Origin of the sequence: Streptomyces sp. NPDC093546 (genome assembly GCF_044765045.1) — a bacterium.
Classification (GTDB): domain Bacteria; phylum Actinomycetota; class Actinomycetes; order Streptomycetales; family Streptomycetaceae; genus Streptomyces.
The window spans coordinates 19726-37035 of the sequence record NZ_JBIWJG010000012.1; the positions used below are offsets into that span (position 1 = coordinate 19726).

Annotated in this window: 18 protein-coding genes; 11 read left to right on the forward strand and 7 right to left on the reverse strand. The window is 72.5% G+C overall.

Going from position 1 to position 17310, the window contains the following annotated elements; genetic code table 11:
- Nucleotides 1–4: 4 nt before the first annotated feature.
- Complete coding sequence (locus tag ACIRNI_RS24140) at nt 5–1417, reverse strand: RtcB family protein (RefSeq protein ID WP_403554488.1); 1413 nt, start codon at nt 1415–1417, stop codon at nt 5–7.
- 154 nt (nt 1418–1571) lie between these two features.
- On the opposite strand from ACIRNI_RS24140, the gene ACIRNI_RS24145 reads away from it, so the two are divergent.
- The 4 genes from ACIRNI_RS24145 (at nt 1572) to ACIRNI_RS24160 (ending at nt 3669) form a co-directional block, all read left to right on the forward strand.
- Entirely contained in the window at nt 1572–1982 is a 411-nt protein-coding gene (locus ACIRNI_RS24145; RefSeq protein ID WP_355365303.1) for a four-helix bundle copper-binding protein, read from the forward strand.
- A 38-nt stretch (nt 1983–2020) separates the two neighbouring features.
- Nucleotides 2021–2506, forward strand: a complete 486-nt coding sequence (locus ACIRNI_RS24150) for an Lrp/AsnC family transcriptional regulator (protein WP_355365297.1) — start codon at nt 2021–2023, stop codon at nt 2504–2506.
- A complete protein-coding gene (locus tag ACIRNI_RS24155; protein ID WP_403554168.1) occupies nt 2503–3174 on the forward strand; it encodes an HAD family hydrolase in 672 nt (223 codons plus the stop codon). Before ACIRNI_RS24150 ends, ACIRNI_RS24155 begins: the two co-directional genes overlap by 4 nt.
- Nucleotides 3175–3285: 111 nt before the next feature.
- Complete coding sequence (locus ACIRNI_RS24160) at nt 3286–3669, forward strand: VOC family protein (protein WP_403554170.1); 384 nt, start codon at nt 3286–3288, stop codon at nt 3667–3669.
- 71 nt (nt 3670–3740) lie between these two features.
- Here the strand turns inward: ACIRNI_RS24160 and ACIRNI_RS24165 are convergent, their stop codons facing one another.
- Complete coding sequence (locus ACIRNI_RS24165) at nt 3741–4286, reverse strand: TetR/AcrR family transcriptional regulator (RefSeq protein WP_403554172.1); 546 nt, start codon at nt 4284–4286, stop codon at nt 3741–3743.
- A gap of 222 nt (nt 4287–4508) precedes the next feature.
- On the opposite strand from ACIRNI_RS24165, the gene ACIRNI_RS24170 reads away from it, so the two are divergent.
- Nucleotides 4509–5297: an SDR family oxidoreductase gene (locus ACIRNI_RS24170; protein ID WP_403554174.1), complete on the forward strand. Its 789-nt coding sequence runs from the start codon at nt 4509–4511 to the stop codon at nt 5295–5297.
- Nucleotides 5298–5384: 87 nt separating this feature from the next.
- Here ACIRNI_RS24170 and ACIRNI_RS24175 read toward each other — a convergent pair whose 3' ends face one another.
- Nucleotides 5385–6671 (reverse strand): ATP-binding protein, encoded by a 1287-nt coding sequence (locus ACIRNI_RS24175; protein WP_403554176.1) that lies wholly within the window; start codon nt 6669–6671, stop codon nt 5385–5387.
- 201 nt (nt 6672–6872) lie between these two features.
- On the opposite strand from ACIRNI_RS24175, the gene ACIRNI_RS24180 reads away from it, so the two are divergent.
- On the forward strand, nt 6873–8036 hold the full coding sequence (locus ACIRNI_RS24180) for a lactate 2-monooxygenase (protein ID WP_403554178.1): 1164 nt from the start codon (nt 6873–6875) through the stop codon (nt 8034–8036).
- A 5-nt stretch (nt 8037–8041) separates the two neighbouring features.
- Entirely contained in the window at nt 8042–9013 is a 972-nt protein-coding gene (locus ACIRNI_RS24185; RefSeq protein WP_403554180.1) for a 2-hydroxyacid dehydrogenase, read from the forward strand.
- Between the two features lie 23 nt (nt 9014–9036).
- Here ACIRNI_RS24185 and ACIRNI_RS24190 read toward each other — a convergent pair whose 3' ends face one another.
- Nucleotides 9037–9240, reverse strand: coding sequence for a hypothetical protein (locus ACIRNI_RS24190; protein WP_403554182.1), 204 nt, complete (start codon nt 9238–9240; stop codon nt 9037–9039).
- A 186-nt stretch (nt 9241–9426) separates the two neighbouring features.
- Here ACIRNI_RS24190 and ACIRNI_RS24195 point away from each other — a divergent pair, with 186 nt between their 5' ends.
- A complete protein-coding gene (locus tag ACIRNI_RS24195; RefSeq protein WP_403554184.1) occupies nt 9427–9636 on the forward strand; it encodes a hypothetical protein in 210 nt (69 codons plus the stop codon).
- Between the two features lie 292 nt (nt 9637–9928).
- Nucleotides 9929–11101, forward strand: a complete 1173-nt coding sequence (locus ACIRNI_RS24200; protein ID WP_403554186.1) for a hypothetical protein — start codon at nt 9929–9931, stop codon at nt 11099–11101.
- A gap of 255 nt (nt 11102–11356) precedes the next feature.
- Here ACIRNI_RS24200 and ACIRNI_RS24205 read toward each other — a convergent pair whose 3' ends face one another.
- Nucleotides 11357–11779: a secondary thiamine-phosphate synthase enzyme YjbQ gene (locus ACIRNI_RS24205; protein ID WP_355365279.1), complete on the reverse strand. Its 423-nt coding sequence runs from the start codon at nt 11777–11779 to the stop codon at nt 11357–11359.
- Nucleotides 11780–11853: 74 nt separating this feature from the next.
- Between ACIRNI_RS24205 and ACIRNI_RS24210 the strand changes: the two genes are divergently transcribed.
- Together ACIRNI_RS24210 and ACIRNI_RS24215 are read left to right on the forward strand one after the other, a co-directional pair.
- Nucleotides 11854–13041: an NAD(P)/FAD-dependent oxidoreductase gene (locus tag ACIRNI_RS24210; RefSeq protein ID WP_403554188.1), complete on the forward strand. Its 1188-nt coding sequence runs from the start codon at nt 11854–11856 to the stop codon at nt 13039–13041.
- Between the two features lie 45 nt (nt 13042–13086).
- Nucleotides 13087–14211, forward strand: coding sequence for an NAD(P)-binding domain-containing protein (locus ACIRNI_RS24215; protein WP_403554190.1), 1125 nt, complete (start codon nt 13087–13089; stop codon nt 14209–14211).
- 3 nt (nt 14212–14214) lie between these two features.
- Here the strand turns inward: ACIRNI_RS24215 and mltG are convergent, their stop codons facing one another.
- Nucleotides 14215–15075: an endolytic transglycosylase MltG gene (gene mltG / locus ACIRNI_RS24220; protein ID WP_403554191.1), complete on the reverse strand. Its 861-nt coding sequence runs from the start codon at nt 15073–15075 to the stop codon at nt 14215–14217.
- Nucleotides 15076–15458: 383 nt separating this feature from the next.
- Entirely contained in the window at nt 15459–17273 is a 1815-nt protein-coding gene (locus ACIRNI_RS24225) for an ABC transporter ATP-binding protein (RefSeq protein WP_403554193.1), read from the reverse strand.
- Between the last annotated feature and the right edge of the window lie 37 nt (nt 17274–17310).

Sequence of the window (17310 nt, forward strand, 5' to 3'; positions counted from 1 at the left end):
GTCCTCAGCCCTTCACCACGCCCAGCGGCACCAGGCGCACCACCTTGCGGCAGAGGCCCGCGCCCTCGCTCGCCTCGACCACCTCGGAGACGTCCTTGTACGCCTCCGGTGCCTCCTCGGCCAGGCCGCGCCAGGACGCCCCGCGCACCGCGATGCCCTGCGACTCCAGGCGGGCGCGCAGTTCCTCGCCGCGGACCGCGCGCAGGGCCGCGTGGCGGCTCAGCACCCGGCCCGCGCCGTGGCAGGTGGAGTGGAAGGCGTCTCCGCCGGGCACCCCGGTCAGGACGTACGACGCGGTGCCCATGGTGCCGGGGATGAGGACCGGCTGGCCGACGGCGCGCAGGTCCTCGGGAAGGCCGGGGTGGCCGGGCGGGAGGGCGAGCGTGGCGCCCTTGCGGTGGACGCAGAGGGTGCGGGTGCTGCCGTTCACCGGATGGCGCTCGATCTTGGCGAGGTTGTGGGACACGTCGTACACCAGGCTCAGCCGGGCTCCTGCCGTGCGGCGGAAGACGCGGCGCGCCGCCTCGCCGAGCATCTGGCGGTTGGCGCGCCCGTAGTTGGCGGCCGCGGCCATCGCCCCGAGGTACGACTTTCCCACCGGTGAGCCGACCGGGGCGCAGGCGAGCTGGCGGTCGGGCACGGTGATGCCGTAGCGCGCCATCGCCTTGTCCATCACCCGCACATGGTCGCTGCACACCTGGTGCCCCAGCCCCCGGGAGCCGCAGTGGATCATCACGCACACCTGGCCGGGGGAAAGGCCGAAGGCGCGGGCGACCGGCTCGTCGTACACCTCGTCCACCTCCTGGACCTCCAGGAAGTGGTTGCCGCCGCCCAGGCTGCCGACCTGTTCGAGGCCGCGCTGCATCGCCCGCTCGCCGACCTCGCCCACGTCCGCGTCGGGGACCGCCCCGGCGTCCTCGCAGCGCAGCAGGTCGCGCTCCTCTCCGTGGCCCTCCTCGACCGCGTACCGCGAGCCTCCCTGCAGTACGCGGCGGAGCTGCCCGGTGCCGCTCAGGTGCCAGACCGCGCCGCGCCCGGGGCCGTGGGGGGCGGCACGGCCCAGGCCGTCCATGAGCTGCGGCAGCACCGGCGCCAGGGCGCGCCGGTCGCAGTCGGCGGCGAGGAGCCGCACCCCGCAGGAGATGTCGAAGCCGACGCCGCCGGGTGACACCACCCCGCCCTCGTCGACGTCGGTCGCGGCGACCCCGCCGATGGGGAAGCCGTAGCCCCAGTGGATGTCCGGCATCGCGTACGAGGCGGTGACGATGCCCGGCAGGGTCGCCACGTTGACGACCTGCTCCAGCGACTTCTCGGCGTCCCGCAGCAGCCGCCGGGACGCGAACACCACCCCGGGGACCCGCATGTCCCGGTGCGGTGTGATGCGGAAGCGGTAGGGACGCTCCTCCGTGATCTCCATGGTGGTGATCTCCATCGCGGCCTCCCGACCATCGCGCGCCGCGTACCCGTCCGCCGCGCCTGTCATGTCGGGCCGCCTGGGGTTGTTTGGCCGGGGGCCGCCGGTGCACCCGTCAGCGTGAGCGAACGCGGAGGCAGCAAGGAGGCGAGGAGACATGACCACATCGGTCAAGGACATGCTGAACACCTACCCGGCCGATCTCGGCGGTGTGGACAGGGAGGCGATGGCCGCGTGCATCGAAGCATGCGTCGCCTGCGCGCAGGCGTGTACCGCGTGCGCGGACGCCTGCCTGTCCGAGGGGATGGTGGGCGAGCTGACCAAGTGCATCCGTACCGACATGGACTGCGCCGACGTCTGCAACGCCACCGCGGCGGTGCTCTCCCGGCACACCGGCTACGACGCCAACATCACCCGCGCGGTCGTGCGGGCGTGTGCCACCGTGTGCAAGGCGTGCGGGGACGAGTGCGAGAGCCACGCCGACATGCACGAGCACTGCCGGGTCTGCGCGGAGGCGTGCCGTCGGTGCGAGCAGGCGTGCGAGGAGCTGCTGGCGAGCCTCGGCTGAGACATCCGCCTGGTCCTCGCTTGGTACTGTCACGTCCCGTGGCAGTGGACGAGCTCGACACCCGGATTCTGCGGCTGCTGATCGAACAGCCGCGCACGAGTGTGCGCGAGTACGCCCGGATCCTGGGCATCGCGCGCGGCACGCTCCAGGCGCGTCTGGACCGGATGGAGCGGGACGGGGTGATCACCGGCACCGGGCCGGTCCTCTCCCCCGCCGCGCTGGGGCATCCCGTGCTGGCGTTCGTCCACATCGAGGTGACGCAGGGGCACCTGGACGAGGTGGGCGAGGCGCTCGCCGCCGTCCCCGAGATCGTGGAGGCGTTCTCGATCACCGGCGGCGGGGACCTGCTGACCCGGGTCGTGGCCCGGGACAACGGCCATCTCGAGGACGTCATCCAGCGGCTGATCCAGATCCCGGGCGTGGTGCGTACGCGGACGGAGATGGCACTGCGCGAGCGCGTGCCGCACCGGCTGCTGCCCCTGGTGGAGGCCGTGGGGCGGGCGTCGCGCCCGCAGCGCCCGTGAACGCCGCGGTCCTCTTCGACCTCGACGGCACGCTGGTGGACAGCGAGCCCAACTACTACGAGGCCGGGCGCCGGCTGCTGGAGAGCCACGGCGTCACCGGCTTCACCTGGGAGCGCCACACCGACTTCATCGGCATCGGGACGCGCGAGACGCTGGAGGCGCTCAAGGAGGAGTACGGGCTCGGCGCGCCGCTCGAGGAGCTGCTGGCCGGCAAGAACCGCCACTACCTGGAGCTGGCGCGCGCGGCGACCGAGGTCTTCCCGCAGATGCGGGCATTCGTGGAGCTCCTGCACCGGGAGGGCGTGCCGATGGCCGTGGCGTCCGGCTCCTCGCGCACCGCGATCGAGGCGGTGCTCGGCGGCACGGGCCTGGACGCGTACATCGCCACGCTGGTCTCCGCCGAGGAGGTCGAGCGGGGCAAGCCCGCGCCCGACGTGTTCCTGGAGGCGGCGCGGCGGCTCGGCGTGGAGCCGGGGCACTGCGTGGTCGTCGAGGACGCCCCGCCCGGCGCGGCGGCGGCCCACGCGGCCGGGATGCGTTGCATCGCCGTTCCGTACGTACCGTCGACGGCCGACGACCCCGCGTTCCGGACGGCGGGGCTGCTGCTGCGCGGCGGGCAGGGGGAGTTCACCGCGCGGGCGGCGTACGACTTCGTACGCGGCCGCTGAGGGCCGGGCGCCGGTGCCGGCCGCTTCCAGCGGTCTGTCGCGCCGGTGTCACCGCGGTCCGGCCGCCGCGGTATTTGCCGAACGGGCGGAGCTCCCGGCAGGATCCCGTGCATGGTTTCGGTGGTGCAGAACGTGGCGATCGACTGTGCGAATGCCTACGAGCTGGCTCGGTTCTGGAGCAAGGCGCTCGGTCGTCCGCTTGATCCGGAGAGCAAGCCGGGTGACGTGGAGACCGCGGTGCCCCTGCCGGAAGGCCCACTGCTGTACTTCAACCAGGTGCCGGAGCCGAAGACGGCCAAGAACCGGCTCCACCTGTGCCTGCGCCCCGAGACCTCGCGCGAAGAGGAGGTCGAGCGACTGCTGGGCCTCGGTGCCACCCTCGTGGCCGATCGCCGGGAACCCGATGGCGCCGGCTGGGCCGTCCTCGCCGACCCCGAAGGCAATGAATTCTGCGTTCTGCGCAGCGCGGCCGAGCGCGCGGCGATGTCCTCCTGAGGCTCTTTCGCCCACCGTCCGCGTAGCCGGTCACAGCCCCTCGCCACCGGGAGCTCGGCCGCCGGAGCCGCTCAGGGGCTGAGGGTCCGGCCGGGCCCGCCGACACCGCGCAGCAGGGTGTCCACGACGAGGGTCGCCAGTTCGTCGACGTCGTCGGCTTCGTCCGAGCGCCTCTGGGCGGCCTCGTGGATGAGGGCGTAGTAGACGCGGCGCGCCCACTCCAGGTCCGTGTCGGGGCGCAGCACGCCGGCTTCCCGCGCGCGCCGGAACAGGCGGTCGCACTGAGCGAGGACGTCGGCGTGTACGCGCGCCACCTCGGGGTCGTCCGAGGGGGCGCTGCTCATGGCGAACCCCCACCCGATCTTGACCCGGAGGACGTTGGCGGTCGCCTGATAGAGGGCGACCAGCGGTGGGGCGCTGTCCGGATGGGCGTCGGCCACGGCTTCGTGGAACTGCTGGGCGGCCCAGGCGTGCAGCGCGTCCACCAGGGCGTCGCGGCTGGTGAACCGGCGGTGCACGGTCGTCCGGGCGACCCCCGCCGCTTCCGCGATCTGCTCCATCGTGGCCGCCGGGTTCACGCTGAGGACGCGCTCGGCGGCCGCCAGGATCGTCCTCACCGTGCGCTCCGCGTCCGCGCGCAACGGCCGTTGCCGCCGACTGCCCAGACTCTCCCGGCTCTCCAGACGTTCCCGGCTCTCCCGATCCACGAGGCTCCCTCTCTCCGACGTTCCCCGGCAAGCCTACGGGACAGTCGCCACTCGCCCGCTACTTGCAACATTGATGTTGCAAGTCTTACTGTCTCTGCATCATCCAAGGTTTGTTTTTCGGGGAGGTACACCATGGACCTGCAGCTGCGCGGCAAGGCCGCGGTCGTCACTGGCGCGAGCAGGGGAATCGGCCTGGCCATCGTCTCGGCGCTGGTGGACGAGGGAATGCGGGTGGTGGCCGGGGCGCGGACGGTCACACCGGAGCTCAAAGCCACCGGCGCGCTCTGCGTGTCCGTGGACCTCGCGACGCCCGACGGCCCCGCCCGGCTCGTCGCCGAGGGCGTAGCCGAGCTCGGCGGCCTGGATCTCCTGGTCAACAACGTCGGCGGCGGCGACTCCGGCGAGGGGCAGACGGGCGGCTTCCTCGGCTTCACCGACCAGCAGTGGCACGACGCGTTCACCCTGAACTTCCTGGCGGCGGTCCGCACCAGCCGGGCCGCCCTGCCCCACCTCACCGGCAGCCGGGGCGCCCTCGTCAACGTCTCCTCCACCGGCGCCCGCACTCCGCACGCGGGGCCCGTCACCTACACCACCGCGAAGGCCGCGCTGAGCGCGTTCGGCAAGGCGCTGGCCGAGGAGTTCGGCCCCCATGGCGTGCGCGTCAACACGGTGTCGCCCGGCCCCGTGCGTACGGACATGTGGGAGAGCCCCGACGGCTACGGGGCCGAACTGGCCAGGTCACTGGGCATGGCGCAGGAACAGCTCCTGGCACAGCTGCCGACCGCCATGGGCATGGTCACCGGGAGGCTGGTCGCGCCGGCCGAGGTCGCCGCGCTCGTCGCGTACCTCGCCTCCCCCCTCGCCGGCAGTACCACCGGGGCGGACCACGTCATCGACGGAGGCGCGACGAAGACGGTGTGAGCGCGGCGACAGCGCGCGGTGCGGCACACGCGGCGCCACACGGCTCGGCGGGCCTCGGTGGGCCGCACGCGCGCTCCGCACGGGCGGTCAGAACCGCGCGTGCGAGGTGATGTCCGCGCGGAACTGGTCGATCATCGCGGGCGTCACCGTCGGCCGGCACTGGGCGATGGCCTCCAGGTAGTCCTCGGTGCTCGCGCCCGGCGCCTGCTCGTGGTCCTGCGCGGCGGCGCCGCCCAGGTCCCGCTCGAAGGCGGCCTGGGCCGCGATCCGCGCCGCGTGTTCGATGTCGGCGGGTGTGAACAGCTCGCTCGCCGCGACCAGGACGGACACGTCGACGTCCGACCGGCCGTGCGTGTAGCGCGACCAGATCGCCGCGCGCGCCTCCTTGTCCGGCGTACCGATCGGGATCAGGTAGTCGAAGCGGCCCGGGCGCAGGAACGCCGGGTCCAGCGAGCGGATGGAGTTGGTCGCGCAGACCAGCAGCCGTTCGTCGCCCTCCCGGAAGCGGGGGATCAGCTTGAGCAGCTCGTTCGTCACGCCGTGCATCCCGCCGGGCTGCGCGGGCTCGGTGCGTACGGGCGCGATCTCCTCGACCTCATCGATGAAGACGAGCACCCGCTCCAGCTCGGAGATGCGGGCGAACGCGCTGCGCAACGCCGCCGCCAGGTTGCCCTCGTCGGCCAGCCGGGACGGCAGCAGTTCCACGAAGGGCCAGCCCAGCCGGGAGGCGATGCCCCGGGCGAAGGTGGTCTTGCCCGTCCCCGGCGGGCCGAAGAGGGCGATGGCACGCGGCGGCTGCACCCCGTGCCGGGCGGCCCGCTCCGGCTCGGCCAGCGGCAGCACGACCCGCCGCTCGATCAGGTCCTTCTCCGGCTCCATGCCGGCGACCTTGGCCCACAGGTCGGCGGGCAGGAACCGCCCGCCCAGGTCCTCCAGGACATTGGCCGCGGGGCCGTGCAGCGGCTCGACCTTCTCGAAGTACGCCACGGCCGGGCGCCGGGTGTAGCCGGCGTTGAGCAGGCCCTCGCCGAAGAGGTCCTCCTCGGGCAGGACGTAGGCGATCCGGCCGACCCGGGCGGCGAGGAGCCTCCGCTCCAGCTCCACCAGGAGCGCGCTGGCCAGGCCCCGGCCGCGCCAGGCCGACGCGATGGCGATCCGCATCACCCAGGCTCGCTCCCCCGCGACGCAGGCGAGCGCGGCGCCGATGGGCACGCCCTGGTGGACGGCGACGACGGCCGGCTGGCGGGAGGTCAGCGCGCCGATGCACTCGGCGAGCGAGAACACGGACTCCTGGCCGAGCTCGGCCGTGGTGTCGATCAGGTGGACGACCGCCGCGAGATCGCTCTCTCGGTAGTCGTGGATGAGCCACTTCACGCGGTACCCCCTCGTTCGTGATGTTCCGGCGAGGCTAGGGGGCGGGGGCGGACCGGCTCCTGTGCCGGTCTGCACAAGCGCGCGGCGCCGACTACGACGTTGTGTCGGTGGACGGACCCGGTCGAAGCGGTGGACGCGGCGGGCCGCGACTCGCGAGGATCCCAGGTGACACGGTGCCGGGGTGAAGGGCGGAACGCGCGCATGGCGAAACACTGGGCGGACTTCCAGTACGAGATCTACCTGGGCGGCATGACGGGCGCCGTGCCGCGCCTGCCCACCGACCTGACCCGGCTCGAGGAGCTCACCGAACGGCGCCTCGGCCCCGGCCCGGTCGGTTACGTGGCCGGCAGCGCGGGCAGCGGCAGCACCGCGGCCGCGAACCGGGCGGCGCTGGAGCGCCGGCGGATCGTGCCGCGCATGCTGCGCGACGTGCACGAGCGGGACCTGTCGGTCGGGATCCTCGGGCGCACGCTGCCCGCGCCGCTCGCGCTCGCGCCCGTCGGCGTCCTGTCGATCCTGCATCCGGACGCGGAGCCCGCCGCCGCCCGCGCGGCCGCCGCGCACGGCGTTCCGTACATCCTGTCCTCCGCCTCCAGCACGCCGATGGAGCAGGTCGCCGAGGCGATGGGCGACGCGGAGCGGTGGTTCCAGCTGTACTGGCCCAAGGACATCGAGGTCGCCCGCTCCTTCCTGGGCCGGGCGAAGGCCGCGGGCTTCACCGCGCTCTTCGTCACGCTGGACACACCGCTGCTGGCGTGGCGGCCGCGCGACCTGGACCAGGCGTACCTGCCGTTCCTGCACGGCGTGGGGACCGCCAACTACTTCACGGACCCGGCGTTCCTCGCCGGTCTCGCCAAGCCGGTGCACGAGGACCCGAACGCCGCCGTCATGCACTTCGTGAGCATGTTCGCCGACCCCGCCAAGACCTGGCCGGACCTGGCGTTCCTGCGGGAGAACTGGGACGGGCCGATCGTGCTCAAGGGCATCCTGCACCCGGACGACGCCCGGCGCGCCGCCGGCGCGGGCATCGACGGCGTGGTCGTCTCCAACCACGGCGGCCGCCAGGTGGCCGGCTCCGTCGCCGCCGCCGACGCCCTGCCGCGTGTGGCGGAGGCGGTCGGCGACCGGCTGACCGTGCTGTTCGACAGCGGCATCCGCACCGGGGACGACATCTTCAAGGCGCTCGCCCTGGGCTCCCGGGCGGTGCTGGTGGGGCGTCCGTACGCGTACGGGCTCGGTCTCGACGGCCAGGCGGGCGTCGAGCACGTCATCCGCTGCCTGCTCGCCGAGCTCGACCTGACCCTGGCCCTGTCCGGGCACTCCACGCCCACCACACCGGGCCCCGACGACCTCTTCGAGGAGTGACCGCCGTGACGAAGAACGTGCTCGCCGTCGTCCCGCCGCACGTCGGCGGCCGCACCGCCGGCGCCGCGCTCGCCGGGCTGTTCCCCGGCGAGGCCCGGGTCACCGTCGTCGAGACGGCCGACGAGGACGCGGTCGCGCTGCGCGAGGCCCACGTCCTGATCACCGCCCTCGCCCCGGTCACCGCCGGTCACCTGGCCGCCGCGCCGCGCCTGGAGCTGGTCCAGTGCGCCAGTCACGGCTACGACTACGTCGACGTGGAAGCCGCCCGGGCGCGGGCCGTCACCGTGTGCACGATCGGCTCCAGCGACGCGGAGAAGCACAACGTCGCCGAGCAGACCTTCGCCCTCATGCTGGCCCTCGCCAAGCAGCTCGTCCCGGCCCACACCGCCCTCGTCGACGCCGACTGGGCGCTGCCGCGCCTCCAGCACTCCCTCACGGAGCTGTCCGGCAAGACCCTCGGCATCATCGGCCTCGGCCGCATCGGCACGGAAGTCGCCCGCCGCGCGGCGGCGTTCGACATGCGCGTCCTCTACGCCGGCCCCCGGCGCGCCGCCCCGGAAACGGAGTCACGCGCGGGCGGCGCCCGCCACACGGACCTCGACGAGCTGCTGCGCGCCTCCGAGTACGTCACGCTCCACGCCCCGCTCACCGACGCCACCCGCCACCTCCTGGACGCCGACCGCCTGGCCCTCCTCAAGCCGACGGCCTTCGTCGTCAACACCGCCCGCGGCGCCCTCATCGACCAGGACGCCCTCGCCGACGCCCTCCACTCCGGCGCCCTCGCCGGCGCGGGCCTCGACGTCTTCGACCCCGAACCACCCCCGGCGACCCTGCGCCTGCTGAGGGCCCCGCGCGTGGTCCTCTCCCCCCACGTCGGCGGCGTCACCCGCGAGACCGTGGTCCGCATCGCCCTGGCGGCCGTCGAGAACGTCACCGACCACCTGGCGGGGAAGCCGCCGCGGGATGCGGTGGCGTAGAGGCCGCGCCCGTCTACCTCCCTCTACCGGCTGCCCGGCTCCTGACGACCGGGGGAATTCCTCAAGCGTCCGGAGCGGAACAGTCCGCGGCACCCGTCGACAATGAGAGCCGTTCCCGCGAGGACGGCGAAGATCGAGTAGGGGACGGTGGTGAGGATGTCGGTCAGGTAGAGGGCGAGCAGCACCACGCCGACGGCGATTGCCGCGTACGGCATCCATGCGTTCACGATGACGTTCCTCCTGCCCGAGAACCGACAGGCGTACCTGCCGGTCCAAGTTGTCCTGTTCGTGTCCGCCAACCCCCGTTGGGACAACCCCAGCCTATCCAGACTGCGACGGACACCAGCTTGATGCCGTGGTCATCCCCTTCCGGGATGCCCGCGAGGGCTGGAGCATCGGGGAAGCCTGCGGAAGTGGGCCATGGCTGGTCCGCCGATCTCGAAAGTGCCTTGGTGGCTGTGCCCGACACGGTGAGCAGAGCAATCCAGGCCGAACTGGGAGTACAAGCACAGGAGCTGCGCATGGCACTCGACAAGGTGTGTCGGTCAAGTGAAGTGACCTACCGGGTGATTGATGCGCTTGCGGCATCGCAGTCGTCCTGGATAGTCCGTTCGCTGGCCTGATCCCACGAAGCCTCGCGAGTCGGTGACCGCATTGCGCTGTGAGGGCGCCGCCATACTGCTCCGAAGTTGGAGCCTGGCGGCATTCGCTGCCGAGGAGGGGTAAGCCGGCACGTGCGAGAGAGCCAACCAAGACAAGGTGCCAGGCCGGCCCACTCCTTCTCGAAGGGACCGGGCCTGCCGCACGACGGGATACATCTGATGTATCGATCCCGCTGTCAGTGGCAGCGGGCAGGATGGGGCGGGTGACCATCGGCACTATGGGGGGATCGTGGGCTCTGCCGCGCACGTATACGTGATCAGCCACGCCAAGCACAAGGCGCTCAAGGTGGGGGTCGCCGGGGGTAAAGGCAGACAGACGGCCCGGATCGACCAGCACCTCCGCGAAGGCTGGGAATTGCATCGTGCGGTGCTTCTGCCCTACCGGCTACAAGCAGAGGCCGTGGAGAAAGCGGTCCTGAATGAACTCCGTGTCGTACGTGGGTTGGGCGCATGTCTCAGCCCGTCGCAGATGCCGCAGGGCGGCTGGACCGAGACGGTGTCATCGGACGCCATCAAGGTGTCGGACCTCTGGGACCTCGTGGTGAAGTTCGTGGAGAGCATGCCGGAGGCGCCACCGCCCCGGGCCGTCACAGCCCGCCGTGTCAGCTCGACGGAGCCCGGCGCCGGGGACGATTGGCCGGAAATCGTGCAGGGCTGGCTGGTGCAGAACTGGGCGAAGGTCAAGCAGGGGACAGTCAAACGCTCCTGGTTGCCTTGCGGCAGATGTGGAAACGAGCCGCGCTGGACCGGAGAAGATCGGTCTACCGCAGGCTGGAGCGAGGGCATGTGCCGGTACTGCGCAGTGGACCAAAAGACCTTGGAGAGTCCGGGGCGCGTCGTGATCATGCACCACCCGGGTCACGCCGCCACCCTGGTACAGGCCTCCCCCGTGGGGCAGCGGGACACCCACATCGGTGAGCACCGCGCGCATGGCTGGCGACTCCATGCGGGACTGCGGTGCCGCCGCCTGTACGACGCTATCCGGATCGAGCAGGGCGTCTTGCAGCGCCTCGGCGACGATGGGCTGCGCCCTTTCGTGTCCCCGAACCTGATGCCGCAGCACGGCAGCGACGGCACCGTGGACGCGCGGTGGCTTCCATCGCCGGCACTGTGGGACTTGGTAAGCACAGAGGTGTCCCTACTGCGCTTTCACCGAGATCGGCATCTGGAACGGCAGGTGACACAGGAAGACGTCCGGCGCGACATGAGCTGGATCTCCCGGATGCCGGCCTCTGCCGATGAGCGGCGCCGCAGAAACCAGGACGACTTCCTCGGACCATTCAGACCTGATGCCCCATGGTGGGAGGGCCTGCCCCAGGAGAGGTGGGCCGCCGACTACGAGACGTACGAGGCACTGCGGAACCTGCCCCGCACCAAGGAAGAGCGACTACGGCGCGAGGTCGCCGCGCTAGGGGTGGTCGCCTGACGGCGCGTCCGGCAGTGCGGTCCATCCCGGATGGCCGGACAGTGTCAGGCCGTTCCGGTCAGCGCTCCTTCCCTCTGCCGCTCCGGAGAGACGGTGGCAGCCTTGACCCGCGGCAGTCGGCGTACCCCGAGCCGGCGCTTTCCGCACTCGTCGAACGGCCTCTTGATGCAGTCCATGGCGGTACCATCCCCGCCTTCCCACGTCGACGGAGCGTAAGACGATCCAACACCCCGCACCCAGATTCTGGTCCGCTGGTCACCCCAGGAAGCTCAGCCGCACCTGCCGGTCCGGGTTGTCCTTGTTCGTGTCGACCACGCACACCGACTGCCAAGTGCCCAGCGCCATCTCGCCGCCGATGACCGGGATCGTCGCGTGCGGGGGCACCAGGGCGGGGAGGACGTGGTCGCGGCCGTGGCCGGGGCTGCCGTGGCGGTGCTGCCAGCGATCGTCGGCCGGGAGCAGGGTGTGGAGGGCGGCGAGGAGGTCGTGGTCGCTGCCGGAGCCGGTCTCCAGGATGGCCACGCCGGTGGTGGCGTGCGGCGTGAACACGTTCAGCAGGCCGTCCCGGCCCGCCGCGACCTCGCGGAGGAAGGAAGCACAGTCGCCGGTCAGGTCGTGGACCGTTTCCCGGGTGCCGGTGGTGATCCGCAGCGTACGAGTGGTGAATGCGTCGCTCATGCGTCCATGGTGTCACCGCGCGGCACGCCGCGCGGCCGTCGGCGTGACGAGTCGTCAGCCGCCACCATGGGCGCATGGCGATTGAGGGTGTGTCAGCTGAGGGGTCACTGACGGGGGCCGTCGATGTCGTGGTGGTCGGGGGTGGGGTCATCGGGGCGAGCATCGCCTTCCACCTCGCGGAGGCGGGGGTCGGACGGGTGCTGCTCGTGGAGCGGGATGTGCCGGGGTCCGGGTCGTCCGGGAAGCCGATCGGCGGGGTGCGTGCGCAGTTCTCCGATGCGGTGAACGTACGACTGGGGCAGCGGAGCCTGGCGGCGTGGCGGGCGTTCGGGGAGCGACCCGGGGCGGACGTGGGGCTGGAGAGCGTCGGCTATCTGTTCCTGCTGGCCGACGAGGCCGAGGTGGCGGCCTTCCGGCAGGCGATGGAGGTGCAGCACGCGTACGGCGTGCCCAGCCGGCTGCTGAGCCCGCGCGAGGCGCACGAGCTGTGCCCGTACGTCGAGCCGTCGTCGTTCGTGGCCGCCGCCCACTCCCCCGCCGACGGGTACGCGCTGCCCGGTGCGGCCGTGCGCGGCTACCTGCGGGCCGCCGCCGCGCTCGGCGCGACCGTACGGACCCGGTGCGCCGTCATCGGGATCGAGACCTCCGGCGGGGAGGTCCGCGCGGTGCGCACCGGTGCCGGGACCGTGCGCACCGGGGCAGTGGTCTGCGCGGCCGGGGCCTGGTCCGGGGAGGTGGGCGCGATGGCGGGGGTGGAGCTGCCCGTCACGCCGCTGCGCCGGCAGATCGCCCTGACCGGTCCGCTGGACCCGGCGCCGCCGCGTGTGCCGTTCACCCTGGACTACGGCTCCACGCTGTACTTCCACGGCGACGGGGCGGGCGGTCTCGTCCTGGGACTGTCCGACCCCCGCCAGGAGCCCGGGTTCGGGCGGGAGTTCGGCGAGGAGTGGCTGGACCTCTTCCGGGAGGCCGCCGCCCGGCGTGCGCCCGCGCTCGCGGACGTGCCGGTACGCGGCGGCTGGGCCGGCCTGTACGAGATGACGCCCGACTGCAACGCGCTGATCGGCGAGGCGCGCGGCGTCAGCCGGTTCCTGTACGCGACGGGGTTCTCCGGGCACGGCTTCCTGATGGCCCCGGCGGTCGGGGAGGTGGTGCGGGACCTGTACCTCGGCAGGGCGCCGTTCCTCGATGTCGCTCCGCTCGCCGCCAACCGCTTCGACGGCGCCGCGTCCGGGGGCCGCTCGGAGGCGCACATCATCTGACCGGCGTCCGGGAAGATCCCCGCACCCGGCCTGGTTGGTGGAAGCGTGAACGATTTCCGGGTGTACGACGTGGTCGTCGTCGGCGCGGGGCAGGCCGGGCTCTCCGCCGCGTATCACCTGCGCCGCACCGGGCTGGAGCCGGACCGGGACTTCGTCGTCCTGGACCACGCTCCGCGGCCGGGCGGCGCGTGGCAGTTCCGCTGGCCCTCGCTGACGTACGGCAAGGTGCACGGCATGCACCGGCTTCCCGGCATGGAGCTGACCGGGGCCGATGAGGGCCGCCCGTCGTCGGAGGTGATCGGCGGGTACTTCGCGCGGTACGAGGAGGCGTTCGGCCTGCGCGTGCACCGGCCGGTCGGCGTGACGGCGGTGCGGGACGGCGGAGAGGGCGGCCGGCTGCTGGTCGAGAGCTCGGAGGGGACGTACGCGACGCGCGCCCTGATCAACGCGACCGGCACCTGGGACCGGCCCTTCTGGCCGCGCTATCCCGGCCAGGAGACCTTCCGGGGGCGGCAGCTGCACACCGTGGACTATCCGGGGCCGGAGGAGTTCGCGGGGCTGCGGGTGATCGTGGTGGGCGGCGGGGCCTCCGGCACGCAGCACCTGATGGAGATCGCGGACGTCGCGGCGGAGACGACGTGGGTGACGCGCCGGGAGCCGGTGTGGCGCGAGGAGCCGTTCGGTGCGGCGGAGGGCCGGGCGGCGGTCGCGCTGGTGGAGGAGCGGGTGCGGCGCGGGCTGCCGCCCGAGAGCGTGGTCAGCGTGACGGGGCTGCCGGTGACCGACGCGATCCGGCGGGCGCGGGAGCGCGGGGTCCTGGACCGGCTCCCGATGTTCGACCGGATCATGCCGACGGGTGTGGCGTGGACGGACGGACGGGAGGTCGACGCGGACGTCATCCTGTGGGCGACCGGTTTCCGGGCCGCCATCGACCATCTCGCGCCGCTGCGGCTGCGTGAGCCGGGCGGCGGCATCCGCCTGGAGGGCACCCGTGCGGTACGCGACGAGCGCGTGCACCTGGTCGGGTACGGGCCGTCGGCGTCGACCATCGGCGCCAACCGGGCCGGGCGGGCCGCCGTGCGGGAGGTCGGACGCCTGCTGGAGCGCGGGACGAAGCCGGTGCCGCGCGCGGTCCACCCGGGCCGTGGGCCCGACCGGGTGCCCGCGTGAGCGTCAGCTCGCCGCCGCGCTCCGCCGGACCTCGTTGAACTCCTGCACGTTCCGCTGGTGCTCGGCGTAGTCGGCGGTGAAGCGCGTGTCGCCGGGCCGTACGGTCACGAAGTACAGCCAGTCGCCCGGTGGCGGACTGATCGCCGCGTCCATCGCCTGCTCGCCCGGGTTGTCGATGGGGGTGGGCGGCAGACCCTGGCGGTTGTAGGTGTTGTACGGGTTCTCCATCCGGGTGTCGGCGTGCGAGGTGTCGAGGGTGGAGCGCCCCAGGGCGTAGTTGAGGGTGGAGTCCATCTGGAGGGCCATGCCCTGGGTGAGCCGGTTGTAGATCACCCGCGCCACCTTGCCCATGTCCTCCACGGTGTCGGCCTCGGCCTGCACGATGCTGGCGATGGTCACCGTCTGGTAGAGGCTCACGCCGTTGCGCTGCGTGCCCGCGCCGACGCGGCCGACCCCGAACCGTTCGTGGGCGGTGCGCACCATGTAGTCCAGCAGGCCGCGCGCGGTCGTCTTCTTGTACACGGGGTACGTGGCCGGGAAGAGGAAGCCCTCGGGATTGCCCTGCGCGTCGGCCGGCAGCTTGAGCCTGCCGCTCTCGGCGACCTTCCGCGTGGTTCCGGGCGGCGCCTGGAGCGCCTTGTCGACGGCGTCGTACACCTGGGTGGCCCGCCAGCCCTCGGGGATGAGGAGCATCCTCGGCTTCTCGGGCGGCGGCGGGGCCGGGGCCTCGCCCCTGAGCAGCAGCAACGGCACCAGCACCGCGGCGGCCGTGACGACCACCAGACCTGCGGCGAGGGACAGCTTGCCCCGCCGCGTCATCCGGGACCGGCGCCGGGGCGTGTCCTGCGGGGACTCGTTCACCATGCGGGCACGCTAACCCGGGCCGTACGCCGAACCCGGCAGCCGGCCGCGCCCCGACACGTCGACCACCGGGTCGGCCCTGAACACACGAACACGGGATCGGATGTTCGCCTGAACGCGTGATCGCATCCGGTTTCCGGGCGCAGCGCGGCTGCGACGCATGATGCTTACGGTGCGCAAGCGACGGGCTGCAGACCTCGGTTGCGTCGTCCCACACATGCACGAAGCACAAGGAGAACGCACCATCATGAACGTGCTCACCGATCTGCTGGCCGGTTTCATCCACTTCGTCGGCTGGCTCGTCTGACGATCGCTCGACCCGGCGCCGTCGCTCCCCCGTCCCACGGGAGCGGCGGCGCTTCCGCGTGCGTTCCGGGGAACGGGCGTCAGGGCGCAGCGGGGGCGAGTTCCGCGTCGCCGCGGACGAGGGCGGCGTACCGGCCGTCGAGAGCGAGCAGTTCGTCGTGGGTGCCGCGTTCCGCGATGCGGCCGGCGTCGAGGACGACGATCTCGTCGGCGTCCCGGATGGTGGAGAGCCGGTGCGCGATGGTGATGGTGGTGCGGCCGGCGGAGAGCGCGTCGATCGCCTGCTGCACCGCGTGCTCGGTGCGGGTGTCGAGGGCGCTGGTCGCCTCGTCGAGGATGAGGACCGGCGGGTCGCGCAGGATGGTGCGGGCGAGGGCGAGGCGCTGTTTCTCGCCGCCGGAGAAGCGGTAGCCGCGCTCGCCGACGAGGGTGTCGTACCCGTCCGGCAGGGAGGCGATGTGGTCGTGGATCTGGGCCGCCCGCGCGGCCGCCTGGATCTCCTCGTCGGTGGCGTCGGGGCGGGCGAAGCGCAGGTTGTCGGCGACGGACGCGTGGAAGAGGTAGGTCTCCTGGGAGACGACGCCGACGGCCCGGGCGAGGCTGTCGAAGTCCAGGTCGCGTACGTCGACGCCGTCGAGGGTGACGCGGCCGCCGGTGACGTCGTAGAGCCTGGGCACCAGGTAGCTGAGCGTGGACTTGCCCGAGCCGGTGGGGCCGACGACGGCGAGGCTGCCGCCCGCCGGGACGGTGATGTCGATGCCGTGGAGCGTCTCGCCGCTCTTCTCGTCGTACCGGAAGTCGACGCTCTCGAAGCGGACCTCACCGCGGACCGTGTCGAGGCGGACGGGCTTGTCCGGCTCGGTGATGTCGACCGGCAGGTCGAGGTACTCGAAGATCCGCTGGAAGAGCGCGAGGGAGGTCTGGATCTCGACGCCGGTGGAGAGCAGGCTGACGGCGGGCCGGAACAGGCCCTGCTGGAGCGAGACGAAGGCGACGAGCGTGCCGATGGAGAGCGCGGCGCCGCCGGCCTGGAGCGCGAGTCCGGCGGCCCAGTAGAGCAGCGCGGGCATGGCGGCCATGACGATGCCGATGGTGGACATCCGCCACCGCCCGGCCATGGAGGAGCGCACTTCGAGGTCGACGAGCCGCTCGGACTCGGCGGCGAAGGAACGGGTGAGGGAGTCCGCGCGGCCCATGGTGCGTCCGAGCAGGATGCCGCTGACCGAGAGGGACTCGGTGACGGTGGCGGCCATCGCGGCCATCTGCTTCTGCCGCTCGGTGGTGATCGCCTTGCGCTCGCGGCCGACGCGGCGGCTGATCCACACGAACAGCGGAAGCAGCAGCAGGGAGACGACGGTGAGCCGCCAGTCCAGGGCGAGCATCGCGACAACGGTGGCCACGACGGAGGTGAGGTTGGAGACGAGGGAGGTGGCGGTGGAGGTGACGGTGGCCTGCATGCCGCCGATGTCGTTGGCGATCCGGGACTGGACCTCGCCGGTGCGCGTGCGCGTGAAGAAGGCGAGCGGCATGCGCTGGAGCTGGGCGTAGACGGCGGTGCGCAGGTCGTGCATGACGCGCTGGCCGACCGTCGTGGAGATCAGCGTCTGGAGTACGCCGAAGACGCTGGTCACCACGGCGGTGAGGATCATGCCGAACGCGAGCAGCGTGAGCAGCCCCGTGCGGCCCTGCGGGATGGCGGTGTCGAGGATCTCGCGGAGCAGGAACGGCGAGGCGACGGAGACGAGCGACGAGGCCGCGACGAGCAGCCCGACGACGGCGAGCCGGGTTCGGTAGGGGCGGAAGAGCCGGAGGATGCGCCGGATCTCGGCGGGTGGCTGCGGCTGTTCCGGATCGGGGGGTGGTGGCGTCCAGGTGGACTCGGCGTGGATGCGCATGGGCTCCTTCGGGTGGGGCGCGCCGCCGGGCTCGGCG

Coding starts and splice junctions, on each gene's coding strand:
- ACIRNI_RS24160 (WP_403554170.1), top strand. CDS start 3,286: ATGGTTTCGGTGGTGCAGAACGTGGCGATCGACTGTGCGAATGCCTAC.
- ACIRNI_RS24170 (WP_403554174.1), top strand. CDS start 4,509: ATGGACCTGCAGCTGCGCGGCAAGGCCGCGGTCGTCACTGGCGCGAGC.
- ACIRNI_RS24145 (WP_355365303.1), top strand. CDS start 1,572: ATGACCACATCGGTCAAGGACATGCTGAACACCTACCCGGCCGATCTC.
- mltG (WP_403554191.1), bottom strand. CDS start 15,075: ATGGTGAACGAGTCCCCGCAGGACACGCCCCGGCGCCGGTCCCGGATG.
- ACIRNI_RS24210 (WP_403554188.1), top strand. CDS start 11,854: ATGGCGATTGAGGGTGTGTCAGCTGAGGGGTCACTGACGGGGGCCGTC.
- ACIRNI_RS24180 (WP_403554178.1), top strand. CDS start 6,873: ATGGCGAAACACTGGGCGGACTTCCAGTACGAGATCTACCTGGGCGGC.
- ACIRNI_RS24205 (WP_355365279.1), bottom strand. CDS start 11,779: ATGAGCGACGCATTCACCACTCGTACGCTGCGGATCACCACCGGCACC.
- ACIRNI_RS24140 (WP_403554488.1), bottom strand. CDS start 1,417: ATGGAGATCACGGAGGAGCGTCCCTACCGCTTCCGCATCACACCGCAC.
- ACIRNI_RS24225 (WP_403554193.1), bottom strand. CDS start 17,273: ATGCGCATCCACGCCGAGTCCACCTGGACGCCACCACCCCCCGATCCG.